At 32.3% G+C, this 18932-nt stretch carries 24 protein-coding genes; 4 read left to right on the top strand and 20 right to left on the bottom strand.

Annotated elements, in window-relative coordinates; genetic code table 11:
• Positions 1-2: 2 nt before the first annotated feature.
• The 6 genes from ED556_RS00790 to ED556_RS00765 all read right to left on the bottom strand — a co-directional run bounded on the left by ED556_RS00790 (position 3) and on the right by ED556_RS00765 (position 3956).
• Complete coding sequence (locus ED556_RS00790) at positions 3-677, bottom strand: hypothetical protein (protein ID WP_296318631.1); 675 nt, start codon at positions 675-677, stop codon at positions 3-5.
• 2 nt (positions 678-679) lie between these two features.
• Positions 680-1132 (bottom strand): hypothetical protein, encoded by a 453-nt coding sequence (locus ED556_RS00785; protein WP_296318630.1) that lies wholly within the window; start codon positions 1130-1132, stop codon positions 680-682.
• 57 nt (positions 1133-1189) lie between these two features.
• Entirely contained in the window at positions 1190-1642 is a 453-nt protein-coding gene (locus ED556_RS00780; RefSeq protein ID WP_296318629.1) for an Hsp20/alpha crystallin family protein, read from the bottom strand.
• Between the two features lie 189 nt (positions 1643-1831).
• On the bottom strand, positions 1832-2239 hold the full coding sequence (locus ED556_RS00775; protein WP_296318628.1) for a hypothetical protein: 408 nt from the start codon (positions 2237-2239) through the stop codon (positions 1832-1834).
• A 13-nt stretch (positions 2240-2252) separates the two neighbouring features.
• The gene (locus ED556_RS00770) at positions 2253-3107 is read right to left on the bottom strand and encodes a universal stress protein (RefSeq protein WP_296318627.1); all 855 of its coding nucleotides are present in this window, start codon (positions 3105-3107) and stop codon (positions 2253-2255) included.
• Positions 3108-3122: 15 nt separating this feature from the next.
• On the bottom strand, positions 3123-3956 hold the full coding sequence (locus ED556_RS00765) for a universal stress protein (RefSeq protein WP_296318626.1): 834 nt from the start codon (positions 3954-3956) through the stop codon (positions 3123-3125).
• 122 nt (positions 3957-4078) lie between these two features.
• On the opposite strand from ED556_RS00765, the gene ED556_RS00760 reads away from it, so the two are divergent.
• Complete coding sequence (locus ED556_RS00760) at positions 4079-4498, top strand: CBS domain-containing protein (protein ID WP_296318625.1); 420 nt, start codon at positions 4079-4081, stop codon at positions 4496-4498.
• A gap of 87 nt (positions 4499-4585) precedes the next feature.
• Here the strand turns inward: ED556_RS00760 and ED556_RS00755 are convergent, their stop codons facing one another.
• The 5 genes from ED556_RS00755 to ED556_RS00735 all read right to left on the bottom strand — a co-directional run bounded on the left by ED556_RS00755 (position 4586) and on the right by ED556_RS00735 (position 10004).
• A complete protein-coding gene (locus ED556_RS00755; protein ID WP_296318624.1) occupies positions 4586-5428 on the bottom strand; it encodes a universal stress protein in 843 nt (280 codons plus the stop codon).
• Positions 5429-5440: 12 nt separating this feature from the next.
• Entirely contained in the window at positions 5441-6289 is an 849-nt protein-coding gene (locus ED556_RS00750) for a universal stress protein (RefSeq protein ID WP_296318623.1), read from the bottom strand.
• A 504-nt stretch (positions 6290-6793) separates the two neighbouring features.
• A complete protein-coding gene (locus tag ED556_RS00745; RefSeq protein ID WP_296318622.1) occupies positions 6794-7636 on the bottom strand; it encodes a universal stress protein in 843 nt (280 codons plus the stop codon).
• A gap of 89 nt (positions 7637-7725) precedes the next feature.
• Positions 7726-8784 carry a response regulator gene (locus ED556_RS00740; RefSeq protein ID WP_296318621.1) on the bottom strand — a complete coding sequence of 353 codons (1059 nt, stop codon included), beginning with the start codon at positions 8782-8784 and terminating at the stop codon, positions 7726-7728.
• A complete protein-coding gene (locus ED556_RS00735) occupies positions 8781-10004 on the bottom strand; it encodes a PAS domain-containing sensor histidine kinase (RefSeq protein WP_296318620.1) in 1224 nt (407 codons plus the stop codon). Before ED556_RS00735 ends, ED556_RS00740 begins: the two co-directional genes overlap by 4 nt.
• Before the next feature lie 129 nt (positions 10005-10133).
• Between ED556_RS00735 and ED556_RS00730 the strand changes: the two genes are divergently transcribed.
• The 3 genes from ED556_RS00730 to ED556_RS00720 all read left to right on the top strand — a co-directional run bounded on the left by ED556_RS00730 (position 10134) and on the right by ED556_RS00720 (position 11878).
• The gene (locus ED556_RS00730) at positions 10134-10553 is read left to right on the top strand and encodes a hypothetical protein (protein ID WP_296318619.1); all 420 of its coding nucleotides are present in this window, start codon (positions 10134-10136) and stop codon (positions 10551-10553) included.
• Between the two features lie 76 nt (positions 10554-10629).
• Positions 10630-11328 (top strand): purine-nucleoside phosphorylase, encoded by a 699-nt coding sequence (gene deoD / locus ED556_RS00725; protein ID WP_296318618.1) that lies wholly within the window; start codon positions 10630-10632, stop codon positions 11326-11328.
• A gap of 94 nt (positions 11329-11422) precedes the next feature.
• Positions 11423-11878: a pyridoxamine 5'-phosphate oxidase family protein gene (locus ED556_RS00720; protein WP_296318617.1), complete on the top strand. Its 456-nt coding sequence runs from the start codon at positions 11423-11425 to the stop codon at positions 11876-11878.
• A gap of 16 nt (positions 11879-11894) precedes the next feature.
• On the opposite strand, the gene ED556_RS00715 is transcribed toward ED556_RS00720, so the two are convergent.
• The 9 genes from ED556_RS00715 to ED556_RS00675 all read right to left on the bottom strand — a co-directional run bounded on the left by ED556_RS00715 (position 11895) and on the right by ED556_RS00675 (position 18838).
• On the bottom strand, positions 11895-12887 hold the full coding sequence (locus ED556_RS00715; protein WP_296318616.1) for a 2-hydroxyacid dehydrogenase: 993 nt from the start codon (positions 12885-12887) through the stop codon (positions 11895-11897).
• A gap of 407 nt (positions 12888-13294) precedes the next feature.
• Positions 13295-13966, bottom strand: a complete 672-nt coding sequence (locus ED556_RS00710; protein WP_296318615.1) for a DUF6624 domain-containing protein — start codon at positions 13964-13966, stop codon at positions 13295-13297.
• Between the two features lie 33 nt (positions 13967-13999).
• The gene (locus ED556_RS00705) at positions 14000-14146 is read right to left on the bottom strand and encodes a hypothetical protein (RefSeq protein WP_296318614.1); all 147 of its coding nucleotides are present in this window, start codon (positions 14144-14146) and stop codon (positions 14000-14002) included.
• Positions 14147-14409: 263 nt separating this feature from the next.
• Positions 14410-14925, bottom strand: coding sequence for an outer membrane beta-barrel protein (locus ED556_RS00700; RefSeq protein ID WP_296318613.1), 516 nt, complete (start codon positions 14923-14925; stop codon positions 14410-14412).
• 53 nt (positions 14926-14978) lie between these two features.
• Positions 14979-15125: a hypothetical protein gene (locus ED556_RS00695; RefSeq protein ID WP_296318612.1), complete on the bottom strand. Its 147-nt coding sequence runs from the start codon at positions 15123-15125 to the stop codon at positions 14979-14981.
• Positions 15126-15168: 43 nt separating this feature from the next.
• Positions 15169-15753, bottom strand: coding sequence for a DoxX family membrane protein (locus tag ED556_RS00690; protein ID WP_296318611.1), 585 nt, complete (start codon positions 15751-15753; stop codon positions 15169-15171).
• A 177-nt stretch (positions 15754-15930) separates the two neighbouring features.
• Entirely contained in the window at positions 15931-16836 is a 906-nt protein-coding gene (locus tag ED556_RS00685) for a T9SS type A sorting domain-containing protein (protein WP_296318610.1), read from the bottom strand.
• Between the two features lie 15 nt (positions 16837-16851).
• On the bottom strand, positions 16852-17622 hold the full coding sequence (locus ED556_RS00680) for a cupin domain-containing protein (protein WP_296318609.1): 771 nt from the start codon (positions 17620-17622) through the stop codon (positions 16852-16854).
• 19 nt (positions 17623-17641) lie between these two features.
• Positions 17642-18838 carry a C1 family peptidase gene (locus ED556_RS00675; RefSeq protein ID WP_296318608.1) on the bottom strand — a complete coding sequence of 399 codons (1197 nt, stop codon included), beginning with the start codon at positions 18836-18838 and terminating at the stop codon, positions 17642-17644.
• Between the last annotated feature and the right edge of the window lie 94 nt (positions 18839-18932).

Raw genomic sequence — 18932 nt, 5'->3', positions numbered from 1 at the left:
GATTATTGGTTAATTATGGTGTTATCGGGTTTCTCTCTAGCAACAATTTTTGGTTCTATGAGTTGACGCTCTTCTAAAACAGCTATTACAGTATTAACATATTCGCTGATTGTTTTCTCTATGTTTACAGGGTCTACGACATCAATATACCCTTTCCAAATAAGTTCTCTGTCTTTGGTTGGACAAATGCAGTACATGGAAGTTTCAGCATGATAAACAGTGTATTCATTATAATAATCAGGATTGTAATAAATGTCTTGATACATCAAAAACTCATCCTTGAATTTTCTATATGTTTCATCAAAACCATCATATGCCTTTTTGTATTCGATTTTGTCTTCTACTCCTACCACCTTAGTAAATAAAATGGTATCAAAACCGTCATCAATTAGACTATTCTCTATAGTTTTTAGTTCTTCATCAGTCATTTTTTCAGTTGTTAACTCTGGAGCGAAACGTTCTAAACTCATAATAGTCTCTGCGCCTCGGTATTCTAACTCAGTATTTAAAAGGTTTTCAAAATGTTCTCTTGCTTCTATATCAGAAGTCATCCCTACAACTAAAACTTTCGTTGGCGCGTAAGTGGTTATATCTGGGTTTTTCCAGTCTTCAACGAGCCGTGCTGTGCCGCAACCAAGCAGCATAAATAGAAGGGCTAATAATGATAAACGTTTCATAATTAAAAGGGTGTTTTAGTGTCCAATAAACGTCTTTGTTTTTCTTGTTTTTTGATGTCTTTTACAATGCCAAACAATTGCTTTTTAAGGCATTGGTAGTGTTTTTTGAACTCATTAATTTTATTGATAAGTGTTCTGTGTTCTTTTTTATAAACTTCTTCTTCATTTGGTTGGTCGACATCATCAACCATAATTCCAAGCGCGTTTTCGTGCTGTTTAACCAGATCTATTAATTGAATTGTTTGTCGTTGAGATGTGTTAACGGCATCAATAACTTGGGTATTATGCGAGAATTTCTCTGGATCAATCAATTGCAATGTGTGTGATTTTATAAGATGTTCAAAAAACAGATGTTCATCTTTTATAAACTCTAATTCTGACAACCATAGTTGAGAACCTTTGTGCATTTCTTCTGCACTTAACCATTCTATATATTTGGCTTGTATTGTTTCCATAATTAACTATTTAAATTAAAAAGCAGGAAGTAACTTTGAATACTTCCTGCTTTTTTATTAAAGCACTTCGATTACTTTTTTAGGTTGTTCTTTAGCTTCTTCTTTCTTTTTAAGATTAAGCTTTAAAATACCATTCTTGTAAGTTGCTTTTACATCTTGGTCTGTGTTTACGGATTTGGGCAAACTTAAGGACCTTTTAAAAGAACTGTAACTAAACTCTTTACGTGTGTAGTCGTCGTCCTTGTCTTCAGATTTTTTCTTCTTTTCACCACAAACATTAAGTACATTTTCGTCAATAGTGACTTTAAAGTCTTCTTTAGAAAAACCTGGTGCTGCAAACTCAATTTCAAAATCGTTTTCATGCTCTTTTACATTCATTGCGGGCATTAAACTATCTTCTTCAAAAAAGTCTGAGTTAAAGAAATCATTAGTATTGAAAAAGTCTTTTAAGCTGTTACTTGACCATGACGGAAACAACCTATCTCTGTTGTTAAATTTAATAAGTGACATAGCATATAGTTTTAGTGTTTTTAATTTTTCCTTTTACTAAATTATATATGATATGTGAGTTTTAAAATGATATATGTCAGCTTAATAAGAATGCGGTTATAAACGCTGAAAAACCTTACCTGATATATAAAAACCGTCAAAATATTAATGACTTTGACGGTCTTAACCTAACTAATAACACATTGAATTTTAAGCCGACCTAAAAAAGTCTCTCACCCAAGCTTTTATTTGGTTATCGGTCATGCTATCTACTTTTTTTACATCCTTTACCTTAGCGCCTAAATCTTTGAAATTGTCTTTTAACTCTTTGTTGAGCTTTTCATTCATTTCAGCTGGGCCAAAAATTACAAGCGCGTCTGTGTCGTTGACCTTGGACACTATAGTTTTAAAGTATGCTTTTATTTGATTTTTTTCTCGTTCAAGATATTTTTTGTCTTGTACAACATCTTGCGGACCACCTTTAAATCTAGTGCCTGATCCACCATGTATATGAAAATGCTCTATGTTGGATGGCACTTGCTCTAAAGATTCGTTTTCATGTTCTATAGTCACAATAATTGCTTTGTCTTTATCTAACCAAATTCCTGTTTTTTTCATGGCAATTGTTTTTTTAGTTTCTTAAATCGTGAAGTGTTAATATGGGAACATTTACATGAAACGTGATATTCTTAACCATTGGGTTTGTAAGGATACTCCCGAAGAATTCATGCTTTTTGTTAATAAACGCCAACATGCCACTTTTTCTACTCTGTATAAAAATACTAACAGCCGTTTCAATAGAGGCATATGATAGATTGTGAATTTCATAATTAATATCTTCAAATATTTCCTCAAGTAACTCTCGGCTTTCTTGCTGTTTTTTACTTAGTTCCTTGTTTTGTGACACATGAAGCACGGCTATTGTAGCACTACATTTTTTAGCAATATTGATTAGGTAGCTTAACTCTCTTTTTTTGTAATGTGTTTTGTAACCCGTCGGAAACACAATCTCTTTTGGCATTGCTAAATCTGCATTTTGCGGAATCACCATGACGGGACAATTACGAACCTTTTCCATAACATATATAGCTGTGCTTCCAAAAGCGGCTTCTGAAGAAGATGTTTCTCCTTTAGTCCCCATGACTATCATCTCTATATCTTTCTGCTCTACTAAGTTTTTAATGGCTTCTATCGGGTTATTAAATACAGAGATAGTTTTAAAACTGTGTTTTGGGTCGCTTTTGTCATTTAATATGAGCTCTTGTAGTGTTTCATTTAAACCCTCTTCGGAATTCTTTTTTTTAGTTTCATACAAACCACTACCGGGTTCAAGATTCATAAGGCTTTCCATGATATTCCCAGTAGCAGAAAACACATTAAGAATATAAAAATCACAAACCTCATCCTTATATAACTCTACGGCATAATTAATAGCATGCCATGCATTCTCTGAGAAATCTGTAGGTAATAAAATCTTTCGTTTCATAATCTTTAATTTATATCATTCCGAGCCAGGAATTACCAGAAATGGAACAGTAGGATGAAAGCCAATTTTCTTTAAAACTGGTTCCTTTATAATGTTTTCTATAAAACTATGTTTGTAATTAATTATAGCAAGGATATTGATGCCGAGCTCTTCAATAAATTCATTTATTGCCTGCGATTTTTTAGCATAATCTGGCATCCAGTGAAAGGTATGCGGGTAATCTTCCAAGTAGGCTTTTAGCATGGAGAAGTTATAGTTCTGAATATCAGAAAGGTTGTTTTCCTCATTGATGTGAAGAATTTTAATTTTAGAATTGTGCAACTCTGCCAATCGTTTTAGAGAGATTAGCTCTTCGCCATAAAAACGGTTAAAATCAGTTGGGAACACAATTTGTTTTGGTGTTTCAAAATCATACTCATCTGGCACCACTAAAACAGGACACTCTTTTATTTTCTTAAAGACATTAACCGTGTTGCTTCCAAATAATATTTCTTTAGCTTTTGTAGCACCTTTTGTTCCCATAACCACTAAGTCTATATTAAACTGAGCGATTGTTCTTTTTATTGAATCATGCAAATCTTCACTACTCAATATTGTTTCAAAATTATGACTGGCGTTAGTATTGGCCTTTTCTGCCATTTCCTTAAGTTCTGCCAGGTCTCTTTTAGCGTTTTCTGTCATAACCCGTAACAACCGATTGGTTATGTTAGACATGGCAGATGCTTTGATTTTTGATGAATGTAAAAAGTAAAATGTGCACTCTTCGTCCGCATATAGCTTTAGAGCATAAACTGCTGCAGACCATGCATTATCCGAAAAATCTGTAGGTAATAATATATTTTTTGCCATGACGTAAGTTTTAATAAGCTTGTATAAAACTAGTATCCACATTTTACTATAACTATGATATTCGTCATATGATATCATTAGGTCTGAAGCTATCTTTATTAAAGAATTTAATCCTTAAAATCATGAAAAAAAGAACACCTATTTCGGCTATAATGACCAAAGACGTTATTACTCTAAACCGTACGGATAGTCTTGAAACAGCAGAGGCTTTGTTCAAAAAACATAATATCCGTCATATACCTGTTGTTTCGGGAAATAAAATTATCGGTATGTTAAGTCATACAGATTTATTACGAATTAGTTTTGCAGATGCTATCTATGACGACGAAGAATATGTCGATGCAGTTGTGTACAATATGTTTACCATAGATCAGGTTATGGCTAAAAACTTAGTAAGCGTAAATACAAGCACCACGATTAAAGAAGTTGCAGAATTATTGGCAGAAAAAGAATTTCATGCGTTACCTGTAGTCGATAAAAATACCCTAATGGGTATTGTAACCACGACAGATTTAATACAATATTTATTGAAGCAATTCTAGAATAAAATCAACTTAAATAGGAAAATAGAACTCATCAAAATAAGGCGTTTTGATGGGTTTTGTATTTAGATTCGTATAGCTATAATGTTAAAATTCAGATGGTATTACTAAAAAGGGAACATTGAGATGAAACCCTATTTGCTTAATGTTAGACTTGAAGAAAATATCCTCTACGAATGAGTGTTTATTATGAAGCATTACCAGTAAGTTGATTTTCAGTTTTATTTGAAAATCATTTATAGCTTCTTGTACTTTTTTGTTTTTTACATCATGAAACAAATGTGTAATCGACTTAAAATAAGTTACTAATTTTCGTTTGTTTTCCTCTTGAAATTCAGAACGACTATTATCGTATACGACATTTAAGAAATGCACTCTTGCACCATAATCATCTGCAATATCGAGAATAGATTCAAGGTGTTTATCTTGAAATTCGATGTGATAATCTGAAGGAAACAAAATTTCATGCGGTGCCTCAAAAGTAAAATTACTTGGTATGGCCAGGACAGGACATTTTGCCTTTTTTATTACATGCACAGTATTTGAGCCAAAGAGTACTTCTTTTAATCCAGTAGCACCTTTTGTGCCCATGACTATTATATCGATAGCGTTATTTCTATAGAGTTCGTCTATTTCCGCAACTAAAGTGTTAAAAGAGGAAAGTTGCACAAATGTATGTTTTGGATTATTAAACTCTGTTGTTATTTTTTGTTGGAGGTTCTCCAATTTTTTTTTGGACGTTTGTTTAACGGCATCCAAGACCTGAAGCGGAACACTACTAGACTGTAAGTGCTCAACTTGATATATCATTGGTGTATATGTATTGAGCAAAGTAAAGCAGCATGTTTTATTTTTAAATAGTTCTAATGCATACGTTATGGCATTCCAAGCATTATCTGAAAAGTCTGTTGGTAAAAGTATTTTCTTCATAATATTATATTATTAATAGCGTCTTATATTTTGTAATGCTAAAAACGGAATGTCTAAGTAGAGACTCATTTCGTCAATTGTAGATTGAAATAATATGCTTTCTAAAAACGAATGCCTTGTATTTACCATCACCAACATATCGACGTTGTTTTCTTTTATATAAGTGTAAATTGCGTTAGTTATTTTTTTGTCATATACGGTTTTAAAATTCAAATGATTTTTACCTAAAGTTTCACGGATAAAACTCTGATTATCGATTTGACGCAATGAAAGTTTGGTTGATTTAGAAATGTAAAGCACATCAATACTAGCCCTATATGGTGAAGCTAGTTCACATAACAGTTTTAATTCTCGTCGTTTGTATGGTATTAAATAATTAGTAGGGAAAAGAATACACCTAGGTTGAATATGACTGTAGTTTTCAGGAATAGATAATACTGGGCATTGCACATATTTTAATACTTGAAGTGTGTGACTTCCAAAGGTTATTTTACTATTATTGGTTTTACCCTTAGTGCCCATAACAATAATGTCAATATTTTCTTTATCTACAATTTTGTTGGCTTCGTCAACAAGCATGTTATTAGCTGAAATAATATGATACTTATGCCTAGGATTGGGAGAAATCTTCTTAATATCCGTAAATACTTGATTTAGTTGACTTTCAGATTTTTCACTTATTATTTTAGTGACTTTTGGCATATTCTCTTTAGACAATAAGTTTTTGTCTGTATAGATATCGTCCATATAGGCATGCATTATAAAGAACTCACTTATGTCGTATTTAAACAATTCAACAGCATACTTAAGCGCGTTCATTGCGTTATCTGAAAAATCAGTAGTGATTAATATTTTTCTCATGTCTAACTAAATAAAAGAGGCCTAAAATTAGGGTTATCTACAAAGAGAAACTATGATATAAATCAGTTGGAAAACAGAGCAATAGCTGGGTTTAAGCAATAAAAATAGGAGCTTAAACAAAAAAACGGGAAGTGATTAACTTCCCGTTTTCTAAGAAATTGAGTTGCTATAATTAAAATCAACTCAACATCTTAATTCCCCTTAAAAACTTTATCTGCTAAACATAAAGTTGTATTAAAGAAACAGGAAGCCGAAACTTCCTGTTTCTGGTTTAGAGTTTAATAACATTATCTACTTTCTCAATCTAAAAATAACCCTACGCATAAAGCTACCCAACCGTGATAAATAAACAATAGTTTTACACTCTGATTATAACCTATAAAGTCTTACGATTTATAGGTCTTTGCTTTTATTTCAATGAACGCTTCTGAATAGTAAGACTAATGTACATAAGTAATATGAGAGAGAGAATGATATATATCAGGTTTAAGAAGAAAATGCATTTTACTCATGCAATACCAGAAAAGGAACTTTTGTATGATAACTAATTTTCTCTACTCTAGAGTGGAATAAAATCTGTTGAAAGTAGTTAAGATTTTTAGCAATCATAGCAATAATATCAACGTCTCTACTTTCTACAAAACATTGCACAGCATCTTCTACTTTTTTATTAGTTAAAAAATGAAAACTACGCTCAGAAGCATCAAAAAAATCATCTAAAAGGTCTTTGTTAGATTGTTGTTCTGTATTTAATTGCTCACCATTTTTATTGATGTGTAATAGTCGCAGGGCAGCTTCCGTTTTTTCTAAAATATCAGACATGGGCTGTAATACTGATATATCATAATTTAATGCATAATCTGTAGGAAACGCCATCTCTTTTAATGGCTTAAATTTTGCATGTTCTGGTACAACTAATGTTGTGCACTTAACCTTGGTAATTATATCACCTGTATTACTACCAATGATGTACTCTTTAAGCCCAGAAGCACCTTTAGTACCCATAACAATAAGGTCTACGCTCTTTTGCCTAACGTAATTACGAATAGATTCTACAAAGAAATTATAGTCAGTAATCGTGTAGAATTTATGATTATCGTTATTAGGAAACTCCTTTGAAATCCGCTTTAAAGTTCTCTTTAATCGTCTTTTTGAAGATTCTGTGTAAGCTTCTTCTATTGATTTATGCACATCTAAATAAAGGCTTTCGTTGTCTATGATATTTTTCATGCGATTAACATGTAACACGTAAAATGTACATTTATAATCCTCTAAAAAGTTGATGGCGTAAGCTATCGCGTTCCATGAGTTTTCGGAAAAATCTGTCGGCAATAAAATAGTCTTCATTTAAATCCCTCTTTATTAAAAACAAATCTAAACGGAAGGATTTTTTCAAAATATGATATCTATCATAATTTGAACATTCTTAAAATAGACTAATAAATATCCTGAAGTTTCTTAAGGTCTAAAATCTTAATATTTCTGCCTTCAATCTCAATAACGCCGTCTTTTTTTAGATTAGACATAGCCCGTATTAGGGTTTCTGTAGCTATACCAGCAACACTAGCCAAGTCGTTACGGGATATTTTTATAGGTTCTTCGGGCTTACGATTTAACTTCTCGGCAAATTTTAAAATTGTATCTGCTGTTTTTTTATGAACAGAACTATATGCCATTTGAAGTAGTTGATTTTTAACACCAGACAAGTCGTCTGTTAGCATGCTAATAATGTCTAATGTTACTTTATGATTTTGGTTTAAAACAGTTTTAAGCTCGCTTTTAGATAAACCTACCAATTTAGTGTTTTCAAGCGCTTTAGCGGTTTCTTGATATGGAATATTCTGTGTGAATGATGTATAGCCGAACAGGTCATCTTCTTTATGCAATGCGGTCGTTAATTCTTTACCTTGCTCGTCTAGCTTATAGCATTTTACAAGTCCAGACACTATAAGATATATAAAGTTAGAGTTAAGCCCTTCGTGATAAATAATATCATTTTTCTTATAATCAAAGGCACTGCCATTATCGTCAAAGAAGTTTTTTAAATCATTAAGATTTCTTAATTCGTTTCCGTTCTCGACTTCTTTTATGGTTTTTGAATGGTCTTCTCGTTGATCTTTAAGGATAGCTGCTTTAGCAATTCTGCTTTCTATAGCACTAATAAGCTCATCTTCAGTAAAAGGTTTGGTGATATAGTCGTCAGCACCAAGATCCATGCCTTTACGCACATCTTGGCGTTCGGTTTTTGCAGAAAGAAAGATAAATGGGATGAATTTTGTAGTCTCATTTTTAGATAAGCTTTCTAGCACACCATAGCCATCTAACTCAGGCATCATGATGTCGCTTATTATAATATCTGGCAAAACTGACTTTGCTTTTTCTACACCTATTTTTCCATTTGGTGCTGCAATAATATCATATCCGGAAAGCTCTAAAAGTTCGGCGGTGTTTTCTCTTAAAATCGCATCATCTTCAATTAGTAGTACTTTTTTCATTGTTCAGCACGGTTAGGGATTTCAATTGTAAAGATAGTTTCTTTCTCTGGTTCGCTTTCAAAATAAATCCGTCCTTTTAAATTTTCAAGATGATCTTTAACAATATTTAACCCAATTCCTGTGCCCTGAGTAAGCAATGCATTTTCCGCTCTAAAATAACGGTTAAATATATTTTTCTGGTCCTTTTTTGGGATACCAATACCGTTGTCTTTAACCTTAAACTGTGTTATGTTTTTGTTTTGAGAAATAGAAATATCAATTACGGTATTTTCAGATGAGTATTTAATAGCATTGTGCACAAGGTTAGAAAGAGCCAATTCCACTATTTTTTCATCCTGATATAAGGATATATTATCTATATCTTCAGGGTAATTAATTCGTTGCCCATCTTTGAGAAGCATATTAGCATTGTATACCACTTCATTCACCACTTTACTAAGTTTAAACATTGTGGGCTTGTACAAGACTTTTCCTTTTTCGAGTTTTTCTACTGATAAAAAATCATTAAGAATATTATTGAGATAATGCACTTTATTAGAAATGGTTTTAATGTGCTTATCTCTTTTTTCTTGTTGTTCTGTTAACTTATACTTGCTTAACAGCATTGTTGAGGTCAAAATACCACTTAAAGGTGTTTTAAACTCATGAGAAACCATAGATAGAAACTTAGTTTTAAGCTCATTGAGCTCTTTTTCTTTTTTTAAGGCTTCTTTAGCGTCTTCTTCTGCTTCAAGACGTTTTTTATTTTCTTGTTTAAGCTCAGTTATTGTTTCACCCAATTCTTTGGTTCGGGCCTTAACCTTTTCTTCTAATTCGGAGTTTAATTCCTGGATTTTTTGTTCTTGAGCTTTTCTGATTGACACATCAATAACCAGAGCCATAACATAATTTTTACCATAGATAGAAAAGGGGTTTAAACCTGCCTCTACTGGGAAAGTACTACCGTCTTTGTGAGCACCAAAAATATCGCGCCCTTGACCCATTTGACGGCGCTCTTTTTTTTTCATAAAGCCGTCAAAATGTTTACCATGACCCGCATGATAATTTTGCGGAATGAGCACATTAAGAGACTGCTTTATAAGTTCGCCTTCTGCATACCCAAACATCGTATTGGCAGCCTCATTAGCCTCAACAATAATCTGCTTTTCGTCTACGATGATAACTCCCTCGGAAACTGAACCCAAAAGAACTTTAAAAATATCTTGATTTTGTTGAAACATGATCAGTGGTTTACCAAGATTAAAAGTACCTATAAATTTTAATTAACCTAATAATTTATTGAGATAACTGATTTATATCATGGCGAAAGAAATATTGGAGCTCTAGATTTACCATCTAAAGGATTTGCTATGAGTGAATATCTAAAATATAACATAAGTTTTTATCAAAATTTAGGTAAGCTGTTTTACGCCATCGCAGCGGCAGATAAAGTAGTTAAAGCCGAAGAGCTTACCAAATTGCAAGAGTTAATAGAGAATGATCTGTTAACAAGCCACATTGTAAATGCCGAGTCTAAAGCAGATGCCCAAAATGCAATCATAAATACGTTTGTATGGCTTGATAACGACAATGAATATAACGCTGAAGCTTGTTACAATAGCTTTGTGTCTTTTTTAGATGAGAACAGAGCGCTATTTAGTAATGAAATTAATTCCGTTATCATGAAGATAGCAGGCAAAATTTCCTCTAGTTTTTCTGGCCAGAATAAGTCGGAGTTGATTATGTTGGCTAAACTAAATCTTGAATTAAAAAAGCAACATGCAGATTAATAATACCCGAAATGTTTGGTTGGGTACTTTTAAATCAGGTGTCTACTAGATTTTGAATGCTTATTAAAACCCATTTATGAGTACACATATAGAAGCCAAAAAAGGAGACATAGCAGAGACCGTTTTATTACCTGGAGACCCCATGCGAGCTAAGTGGATTGCTGAAACATTTTTAGAACACCCAAAATGTTATAATGATGTCCGTGGGATGTTGGGCTATACAGGTTATTACAAAGGCAAGTGCGTTTCAGTGCAAGGTACTGGTATGGGTATACCATCGGCGCTTATTTATTGTCACGAACTTATTAATGACTATGGTGTGAAGAACTTAATTCGTGTTGGATCAGCAGGTTCATATCAAAAAGACATTAAACTCCGGGATATTGTTATTGCTATGGCAGCATCGTCAACTTCAGGTATAAATAATTCTCGCTTTATCAATGCCGATTATTCCCCGACGGCAAATTTTGAGTTGTTTATGAAAGCGGCTTTGTATGCCAAAACGCATAATATTCCTATCAAAGCTGGTAATGTATTATCAGCAGACGAATTTTATGAGGACGATTTCAATTCTTATAAAAAATGGGCAGAATTTGGTGTGCTTTGTGTTGAAATGGAAGCTGCAGGGCTATATACTATAGCGGCTAAGCATAATGTAAAGGCGCTGGCTATATTAACAATTTCGGACTCATTAGTAACATCAGAAAGAACGACCTCAGATGAACGCGAAAGCACATTTAATACAATGGTCGAAATTGCTCTGGGTACACTTTAAATAAATAATTAGAAGTCAATTCTTGTTTTAATGATTTTAGTCATGTTTTTTGATCATTCAACCGGGTATATTGGTTTCGTTAATTGCAGTAATAATGATTAAAAATCTCACAAAACAAGAAATTTCATACGTATTAAAAAGTCACTACATAGGTCATTTGGCATATACGTATTTAGGCAAACCATTTGTTGTGCCTATTACGTATTACTATGATGAAAAGAACACTACAATTATATGTTATTCTGGTGAAGGTCATAAAATCAACGCGCTAAGAAAAAATAATAATGTTGCGTTAGAAGTTTCAGAAATTAATTCAGTGAATAATTGGCGTTCGGTTTTAGTGCACGGGCAATACGAAGAGCTAAAAGGAAGTACGGCTAAAGCAGAACTTCATGGGTTTTCACTCGGAGTAAAAGACCTTATCATTAAAAACGAGCAAAGAGAACTCAATTTTATTAGTGAATTCTCGAGCAAGATTTACAAAGGCGAAATTCCAATTGTATTTAAGATTTTAATTGAAGATATAACCGGAAAGGAGCGCATTAGATAATAGTGAAACTCGATGTCTATTTGGTTAATTCGTTTTCAGTGTTATTTCCATTTTCCCAACAATCTAGATTATAAATAGTAGTGTTTGAGATATTGGTTAATGCTTCGTGAGTTAAAAACGCGTGATGACCAGTAATAAGTACATTAGTTATTGCATTGAGCTTCATTAACATATCGTCATTTGGGATTTTGTCTGAATGATCTTTAAAAAATAAACCTCTTTCATTTTCATATACATCTATACCTAAGGCACCAATCTTACCATTTATTAAACCTTTAATGACACCATCAGTATGTATTACAGCACCTCTTGCAGTGTTAATAATGATAACACCATCTTTCATTTGTGAAATTAAATCTTCGTTTATAAGGTGGTGCGTTTCTGAGTTAAGAGGAACATGAAGCGATATAATGTCTGACTGTTCGCAGAGCGAATTAAGTTCAACATACTCCAGACCGTAATTATCAATCAGCTCTTGATTTTGCATTTTATCATACCCGAACAACTTGCAACCATAACCATTCATGATTTTGGCCATAATAGCACCTATTTTACCGGTGCCTATAATTCCAACTGTTTTTTCATTTAAGTCAAAACCAATTAAGTTATTTAGATCAAAGTTGTATTGCTTTACCCGACGGTTAGATTCTATGAGTTTTCTGTTGAGTGCCATTAACATGCTTACGGCATGTTCGGCTATAGAGTAAGGCGAGTACGCTGGCACATTAGCCACTTTCATTCCTAATCTTGAAGCGGCCCTTAAATTTACATTGTCGTAACCTGCAGATCTGAGTGTAATATATTTTACACCAAAATCCTTGAGTTTTTCTATGGTCAGAAAACACGCCTCGTCTGCTGAAAATATAGACACTGCATCATAACCCACAGCCTTCATTGCTGTGTGTGTAGATAAAGAATCTTTGATAAATTTAAGTTTGTGTTTACCTCTATTAGCCACTTTTAAAAAAGGTACTTCGAAATCTTTAGAACTAAACACTAGTACTTTCATAAGAAAAAACCATTATTTTGATTACCCTAAGGTATCTGTACTTGCATTGAATTTCTATGATAATTATCATATTTTTCTTCTACCGAAAATGTCACAGGTACTAAGAAACGCATAAACAGTAGTTATTGTGCTTAAATAATTAATAGCTTAAATCAACTTTAACTCATAGCCATAAAGACGGAAATGAAATAATAAAAACAGTGCAATGTTTGTATATATCTGTGGCAGTTTCTAAATTTGCCACGTTGTGTTGTGCTCAGATGTATATCTGAGACAAGTAGACCTCCAAAATAATTTGGAGATTTATCAATGAAAGGCTTTCCTTTTTTTACTCAGTAAAAATCGGGATGCTTTTTTGTTTTGTAAAAAGCCGGTTCTATTTGAACTACATAGAACAATGGGCACTTTTATTCATACAATTGAGGTTCGGTAATTCCTTGCTCTGCTAAATATTTTTTATTCAATTCAAAATGCATTATCGTCATATCATTATAATATTCTTTAAAGCTAGGCATTGAATATGCTTTTCTTAAACTATCGACAACAGTAGAGTCAATTAATCCAAACCTTGGTATCGCTTGCCCTTTTTCATTATATGTTAATTGGCTACCAAAACGCTGAGGTCTATTTAAATTTACATTAATTCTATCTTCGAGCATCGCATAACGGTACTTATCTTTACTACCGTTTTCAATTTCCTTTTTTATAGCCTTTAGCATTTTTTTTTGAAAAGCAACATCATTGTCTGCATGTTGTATGGGTAGCCAAAAGTCTGATGCAGCATCTTCACCAATTTTTTTCTCACCCAAATAACCATATTTCATATATAAAGACTTAATCTTTTCTTGGTTTATAAGATCAACACTATCCTGTTGTAATTCAAAAATTTCCCAAGCCTTTTTATTGCCATATTTTTCCCTTAAATTCTCGGGAGGCATTCCTGCATATTCTTGATCAAGTGTTCTAATTGCGTTCAACTCCAATAATATCTGCACTTTATCTTGTTCAGAGATTTTTTTATTACTGTTACAGTTTACGAGAAGAATTCCAAATATTGATAATAATACTATTTTTTTCATAAATCAGTTAAAGATTTTTTATGGTAATATTTTTTAGAAAACAGTTGGGTCATCTTGAATAACACCTTCTATGCTCTCTATTTGATTAATGTATTTATCAGTTTTGGCTTCATCAAAATCAGCAAGGCTGTTGATGATGCCAATCTGAAATAAAATTGAAATTAATAATGATAGTGCCATAATTTTAGTTTTTATTGATTGTTATATGTTTCTTTATAAGGACATTTGTTTTTCACTAGCCTTTAGTATTATTTTTTTTGGTAAAAAAAAATAAAAACAGTCCTGTAAAAATTCCAGAGATTCCTATTATGATGTGTTTTTCAACTATTAAGTAAATACCACTTAAGACTGTTACGATAGCAAAGCCAAAAAAGAAATTACTCCAATATGTGTTTTTTGAAGTCATTGAAATTTATTTAATGCGTATTTACATTTAGTTATTATTAAAAGGTGTATTTTATGTTAGTACCGATTTCTAAAAAGGCACCTGGAGATCGACTATTATAGGTTGAAACAATTTTAAGACCATATTTCCACTTATTGTCCGTTAAGGTAGCGTTGACGCCCAGGTCATATCCAAAACCATTACCATCATTTAAGTTTAATTTATCATCAAAAGATATATATGAAAAACCTATTATTGATTCGATTCCATATTTTGATTTATGGGAATTGAGTCTATAATCTATATTGAAGCTGTATTTATTAATTCCATATTTATCATTAATTAAATCGCCTTCAATTGTCCCATTCAAATAACCAAGGTTAATACCTATGCGTTTTGACACTTGATAACCAAAACCACCTCCAAATCCGAACCCTACATCCGATTTTATTAATATTAAAGATGTATTTCCTTCTATATTAAATCTTGATATATTGGATTGTTCTTGTTGAGCAAATAAAGTAAGTGGGATTAATAGCAAGTAATAGAATAGATTGTTTGTAGTTTTTTTCATTATTGCGTTTTTTAATTTAGTTAAACAATTGCTTTGAGAATACTGAGAGTTTTTTAGAAAACAGTGGGGTCATCAATAATAATACCTTGAGTATTTTCTATATGGTTAATGTAATCGGCAGTTTTTGATTCATCGAAATCAGAAACACTGTTTATAATGCCTAGTTGTAATAAGATTGATAGTAATAATGATAGTGCCATGATTTTAGTTTTTAATTAATTGATAATATGTTTTCATTTATAGCTATAGTAAATCAATAAAGAAGTGCACTATAGCTTTGGGTAAAGCAATTGCAAATTCCAAGATAATTGCAAATACAGGTATTAATATAAAGCCCCAGATAGAGTGCTTATATTTTATAGTTTTATTATCCCAAATGGCCTTCCATATAGTGAGCATTTTGCCTTTGTAGTGTATCAATATTAATATGTCTAATAGGATATAGATAGATAGCCGCCATAAAAACGCATATGCGAATTGTGGAGACATAAAAGAAATATCAATTATTAAAATAGTTGCAACTATTGGAAGGAACATAAATGCTCCTAGTATTACCGTTCTGTTTATCATTAACAATAAAGCGCAGATTATTTGAGAAAGTCCTACAATGAATTTGAAAGGTTGATGATCAAATAAATACCATGAAATTCTAAACAAGGATAAGTCTTTGATAGGTGTATTTAGCTCAACTTCTTTTAATCCAAATTGACCACCTGTAAGCTTTGAATATCCATATTGAAAAAAGATATAGGCTAGCAAACATCTAATTACTAAAATAAAGTAATCCCAGCGTTTTGAGTTAATTATATTCTTTATATTAAGAACCATATGTGGTTATATTATCTCTATGAGACTAATTATTTTGTTAGTTATCAAAACTTTGAATTCTTCATATTGATATATGATTTTGTAAACGTCCTTAGCAAGAGATAGTATACAGGTTATACTCGCTAAATAAATTTTAAAAAACATATGTTTATGCATCATGTAACTTGACAAATAAATTCAGTTTTTGTAAATCTTCTTAATAAAGAATGTGTGGTTTGTGTTTATTTTCATGACATATATTGAGGTTTCTAACTTGCTTAAGTTTATTGTAAACTCAGATGTAGTATTTTGAAGTTTTATCTCTATTACAAGTTTTCCAGATAAATCAAATACTTCTATAGATTTTATTAAAGCATTAGAAGACTTAACTCTAAAAACCCCTTTTCTATTTGTTCTATATAGTTCTACTTCGTCATTCAATTGAACATTAGAATTGCTTAGGGTTGATCCTTCAGACAATTCAATAAGGTCAATTGCCCATTCTTCGCCAGAGGAATTACTAGCAGCTCTAATACGGATGTCTACCTCGCTACCTGTGGCTGAAATTGAGAACTCAAGCTTTTCCATAGTGCCATTAAGTATAAACCCATCGCCTAAATTATCGGCATTAGTATCTTGTGCTAACTGACCATTACCATTTTCCAGGAATGATATTCCTGGCACCCAAGCACCATTATCTATTCGGTATTCAACAATGACATAATCAGCAGTTTCATATGCTAATGAAAGAGCATTTCCGCCAAATAAGGCAGAAAAAAAGATGTTTGTTCGGCCAGAAATATTGATATCATTAATAAGTAACTCTAGTTCTTGGTTTCCAGAGCCTCCAACTTGGGGGTCATCGTGGTCTTCTCCAGCCCAGTAGAATGTGCCAGATTCACCTAGGTAATCGTCCGTAAAATTTGCGGTGTGGTCGGCGTCTTGTACTCGAGCAAAGAAATCATTTTGCCCATCAATGTTTTCGACTTCAGGAAAGTATCGAGTGCCATTACCATCTGTTTCAAAATCTTCAGTGTAGAATACCTGAGCTATAGTCAAGTTTATAGCAAATAAAGTTATTAGAAATGTAGTTTTACGAATCATATTTATTAGTGTTAGTTATGTTTTTTCGATGGTTAGATATTTCACTAAACCATGGCCATCAGATTTCCACGAACCCAATAAACCTTTAGGTAGTACAAAAAAATCATTACTATAAAATGTTTGTTTTGTGCCATCAATTGCTGTAATTGTTATTTGGCCAGATAGTAATTGAACGAGTGTGTCTTTTGAAGATTTTAAGTCCTGTGTAGACGGTTTTTCGGCTTTAAGGTTAATTGTGAGTTCTACACCTTGCTTTAAAGTTTTAATGTATTTTCCGTTACTATCAAGTTCTATTTGCGCGCCAGATAGTAAGGATTTATGAAACAGTAGATGTTCTAAATTTTTGGATTTAATCGTTGAATCTGCTCTTCTGGTAGTGATAACGGAAAGCTCGTAGTGCAAATGATTACCTGCTTTTATTTCCCATTCGCCGGTGTAGCCTTTTGGTGCAAAAAAATAATCTCCAGAATGAAACAATTGGGTTCTACCCTTTTGAGGTTTAATAATTGCCTCTCCATGATACATGTATATAAACTCATCAAACCAAAAGTTCTTAAAATCATTATTCCATGTTTCTGTTGATACAACATAAATACTTATATCTTCACCTTGATATAATTGTTTCTGATAAAAGTCTTTCTCGGGCTCTGCTTTTAGTTCAATTTTTTGCAAACCAACACCAGATAATACTGATTTATCTAATAAAATGGGTGCTAAATTAGTATTCTGTGCATTTACTATTGCTAATACCAATACTAAAACTATTGCTGTGAGATTGATTTTCATATATGGGTTTTAAAATGTTTCATTCTAAAATAAGGCTTGAGCCTAATGACACTTTGGCCAAGTATTCTTTTTCTTCGATACTAGCATCCAGGTTAAATGGCAGAGATTTTGAAGCTTCGTAATGGTTCTCTAAATAGGCTTTTGGCATAGTGCCAAAACCGTTTGTTCCCCAAGAGCTACCCCAACTATTTTTAAAAGTATATTCTTGTTTTTCTGAGTCGTATCCAGTTATAACTATTACATGACCTCCCATGAGTTGTTCATTGTCTTTTGGAGGTATACGGAGTTCTCCGGTTTCCATGTCAATACCATTACGGTAAAGCCAAATATTGACTAATACTGGTTTTTTTTCACTGAGTAAAAAATCACCTATATCTTTAAATGGTATAAAAATGGTCTTAAAAGTTTTAGACATGGGCTTAAAACCATCTGGAGGCATGCCTGTGAAACATTCAACATTTGGAACACCTTGGTTCTTTTTGCATTTTTCATCGTTAGTATTTAGCCAATTATTTTGTTCATAATTCCATTTGGTTTCTTGGGCAGTACCATACTTATAACCTTCTAGAGCAAGGTAACCTGCTAATCCATCAACAGGCTCGTATGCTTTTTTAAGAAAAGAATTTGATAATGCTTTTTTCTTAGATATGTAGTAATTGTAAGATTCTGATAGGTCAATTGTATCTCCTAATTCATCTTTCAGAATATATTCTGCAATTGATGTGGCAGCAAAAGCACTACAAGTATTTCTGTTTCCCTGATGCTTAGCAGGTGTCATTTCAAGCTCTACCTTTGAAGAGCTTGGGTCAGAGTTATATTTATATATCAGTTTATCATGTAATTTGCTTAACTCTTGCATGGCCATTTCTTTATTAGAAACTAGTTTAGATTCTATCTTAGCATATTCAGATATTGTTTTTAAAGTATCTAAAGTACCATCATTAAAGATTTCAATATTAGCTAAGCCTTTATCAGTAGCAATATTTAATTGCTCTAATGCATTATTAAGGTCGTTGGCTTTGGCATATGCAATTGAAGCATAGTAGTGTATGTCTGATTTTAAGGATTCTTTGTTTTCAATGTGATTAAAGTACTCAAGTGCAGATTTAGAATCTCCATATGCCATAGATTGCACAAAACGTTCTTCGTTTGTTTGAGAAGCTAAAAAATGATAACATAAAAAAGCAATAATAAAAAAAGTGTGTTTTCCTTTCATGATTAGTTTATTAATCTTGTTGTAACAAATCTGAAATAATTCGTCAAATAAAAGTGAAGCTAATTTTTTAGTACAATAAAGAAGTGGTAATTAT

The sequence above is a fragment of the Winogradskyella sp. genome (assembly GCF_003712105.1).
In the GTDB taxonomy this organism is placed as follows: Bacteria; Bacteroidota; Bacteroidia; order Flavobacteriales; family Flavobacteriaceae; genus Winogradskyella.
This window is presented reverse-complemented; position numbering and strand designations above follow the sequence as displayed.

Bases quoted from the DNA above. Each gene is read 5' to 3' on its own strand.
- ED556_RS00790 (WP_296318631.1), bottom strand. From the start codon at position 677: ATGAAACGTTTATCATTATTAGCCCTTCTATTTATGCTGCTTGGTTGC.
- ED556_RS00785 (WP_296318630.1), bottom strand. From the start codon at position 1,132: ATGGAAACAATACAAGCCAAATATATAGAATGGTTAAGTGCAGAAGAA.
- ED556_RS00780 (WP_296318629.1), bottom strand. From the start codon at position 1,642: ATGTCACTTATTAAATTTAACAACAGAGATAGGTTGTTTCCGTCATGG.
- ED556_RS00775 (WP_296318628.1), bottom strand. From the start codon at position 2,239: ATGAAAAAAACAGGAATTTGGTTAGATAAAGACAAAGCAATTATTGTG.
- ED556_RS00770 (WP_296318627.1), bottom strand. From the start codon at position 3,107: ATGAAACGAAAGATTTTATTACCTACAGATTTCTCAGAGAATGCATGG.
- ED556_RS00765 (WP_296318626.1), bottom strand. From the start codon at position 3,956: ATGGCAAAAAATATATTATTACCTACAGATTTTTCGGATAATGCATGG.
- ED556_RS00760 (WP_296318625.1), top strand. From the start codon at position 4,079: ATGAAAAAAAGAACACCTATTTCGGCTATAATGACCAAAGACGTTATT.
- ED556_RS00755 (WP_296318624.1), bottom strand. From the start codon at position 5,428: ATGAAGAAAATACTTTTACCAACAGACTTTTCAGATAATGCTTGGAAT.
- ED556_RS00750 (WP_296318623.1), bottom strand. From the start codon at position 6,289: ATGAGAAAAATATTAATCACTACTGATTTTTCAGATAACGCAATGAAC.
- ED556_RS00745 (WP_296318622.1), bottom strand. From the start codon at position 7,636: ATGAAGACTATTTTATTGCCGACAGATTTTTCCGAAAACTCATGGAAC.
- ED556_RS00740 (WP_296318621.1), bottom strand. From the start codon at position 8,784: ATGAAAAAAGTACTACTAATTGAAGATGATGCGATTTTAAGAGAAAAC.
- ED556_RS00735 (WP_296318620.1), bottom strand. From the start codon at position 10,004: ATGTTTCAACAAAATCAAGATATTTTTAAAGTTCTTTTGGGTTCAGTT.
- ED556_RS00730 (WP_296318619.1), top strand. From the start codon at position 10,134: ATGAGTGAATATCTAAAATATAACATAAGTTTTTATCAAAATTTAGGT.
- deoD (WP_296318618.1), top strand. From the start codon at position 10,630: ATGAGTACACATATAGAAGCCAAAAAAGGAGACATAGCAGAGACCGTT.
- ED556_RS00720 (WP_296318617.1), top strand. From the start codon at position 11,423: ATGATTAAAAATCTCACAAAACAAGAAATTTCATACGTATTAAAAAGT.
- ED556_RS00715 (WP_296318616.1), bottom strand. From the start codon at position 12,887: ATGAAAGTACTAGTGTTTAGTTCTAAAGATTTCGAAGTACCTTTTTTA.
- ED556_RS00710 (WP_296318615.1), bottom strand. From the start codon at position 13,966: ATGAAAAAAATAGTATTATTATCAATATTTGGAATTCTTCTCGTAAAC.
- ED556_RS00705 (WP_296318614.1), bottom strand. From the start codon at position 14,146: ATGGCACTATCATTATTAATTTCAATTTTATTTCAGATTGGCATCATC.
- ED556_RS00700 (WP_296318613.1), bottom strand. From the start codon at position 14,925: ATGAAAAAAACTACAAACAATCTATTCTATTACTTGCTATTAATCCCA.
- ED556_RS00695 (WP_296318612.1), bottom strand. From the start codon at position 15,125: ATGGCACTATCATTATTACTATCAATCTTATTACAACTAGGCATTATA.
- ED556_RS00690 (WP_296318611.1), bottom strand. From the start codon at position 15,753: ATGGTTCTTAATATAAAGAATATAATTAACTCAAAACGCTGGGATTAC.
- ED556_RS00685 (WP_296318610.1), bottom strand. From the start codon at position 16,836: ATGATTCGTAAAACTACATTTCTAATAACTTTATTTGCTATAAACTTG.
- ED556_RS00680 (WP_296318609.1), bottom strand. From the start codon at position 17,622: ATGAAAATCAATCTCACAGCAATAGTTTTAGTATTGGTATTAGCAATA.
- ED556_RS00675 (WP_296318608.1), bottom strand. From the start codon at position 18,838: ATGAAAGGAAAACACACTTTTTTTATTATTGCTTTTTTATGTTATCAT.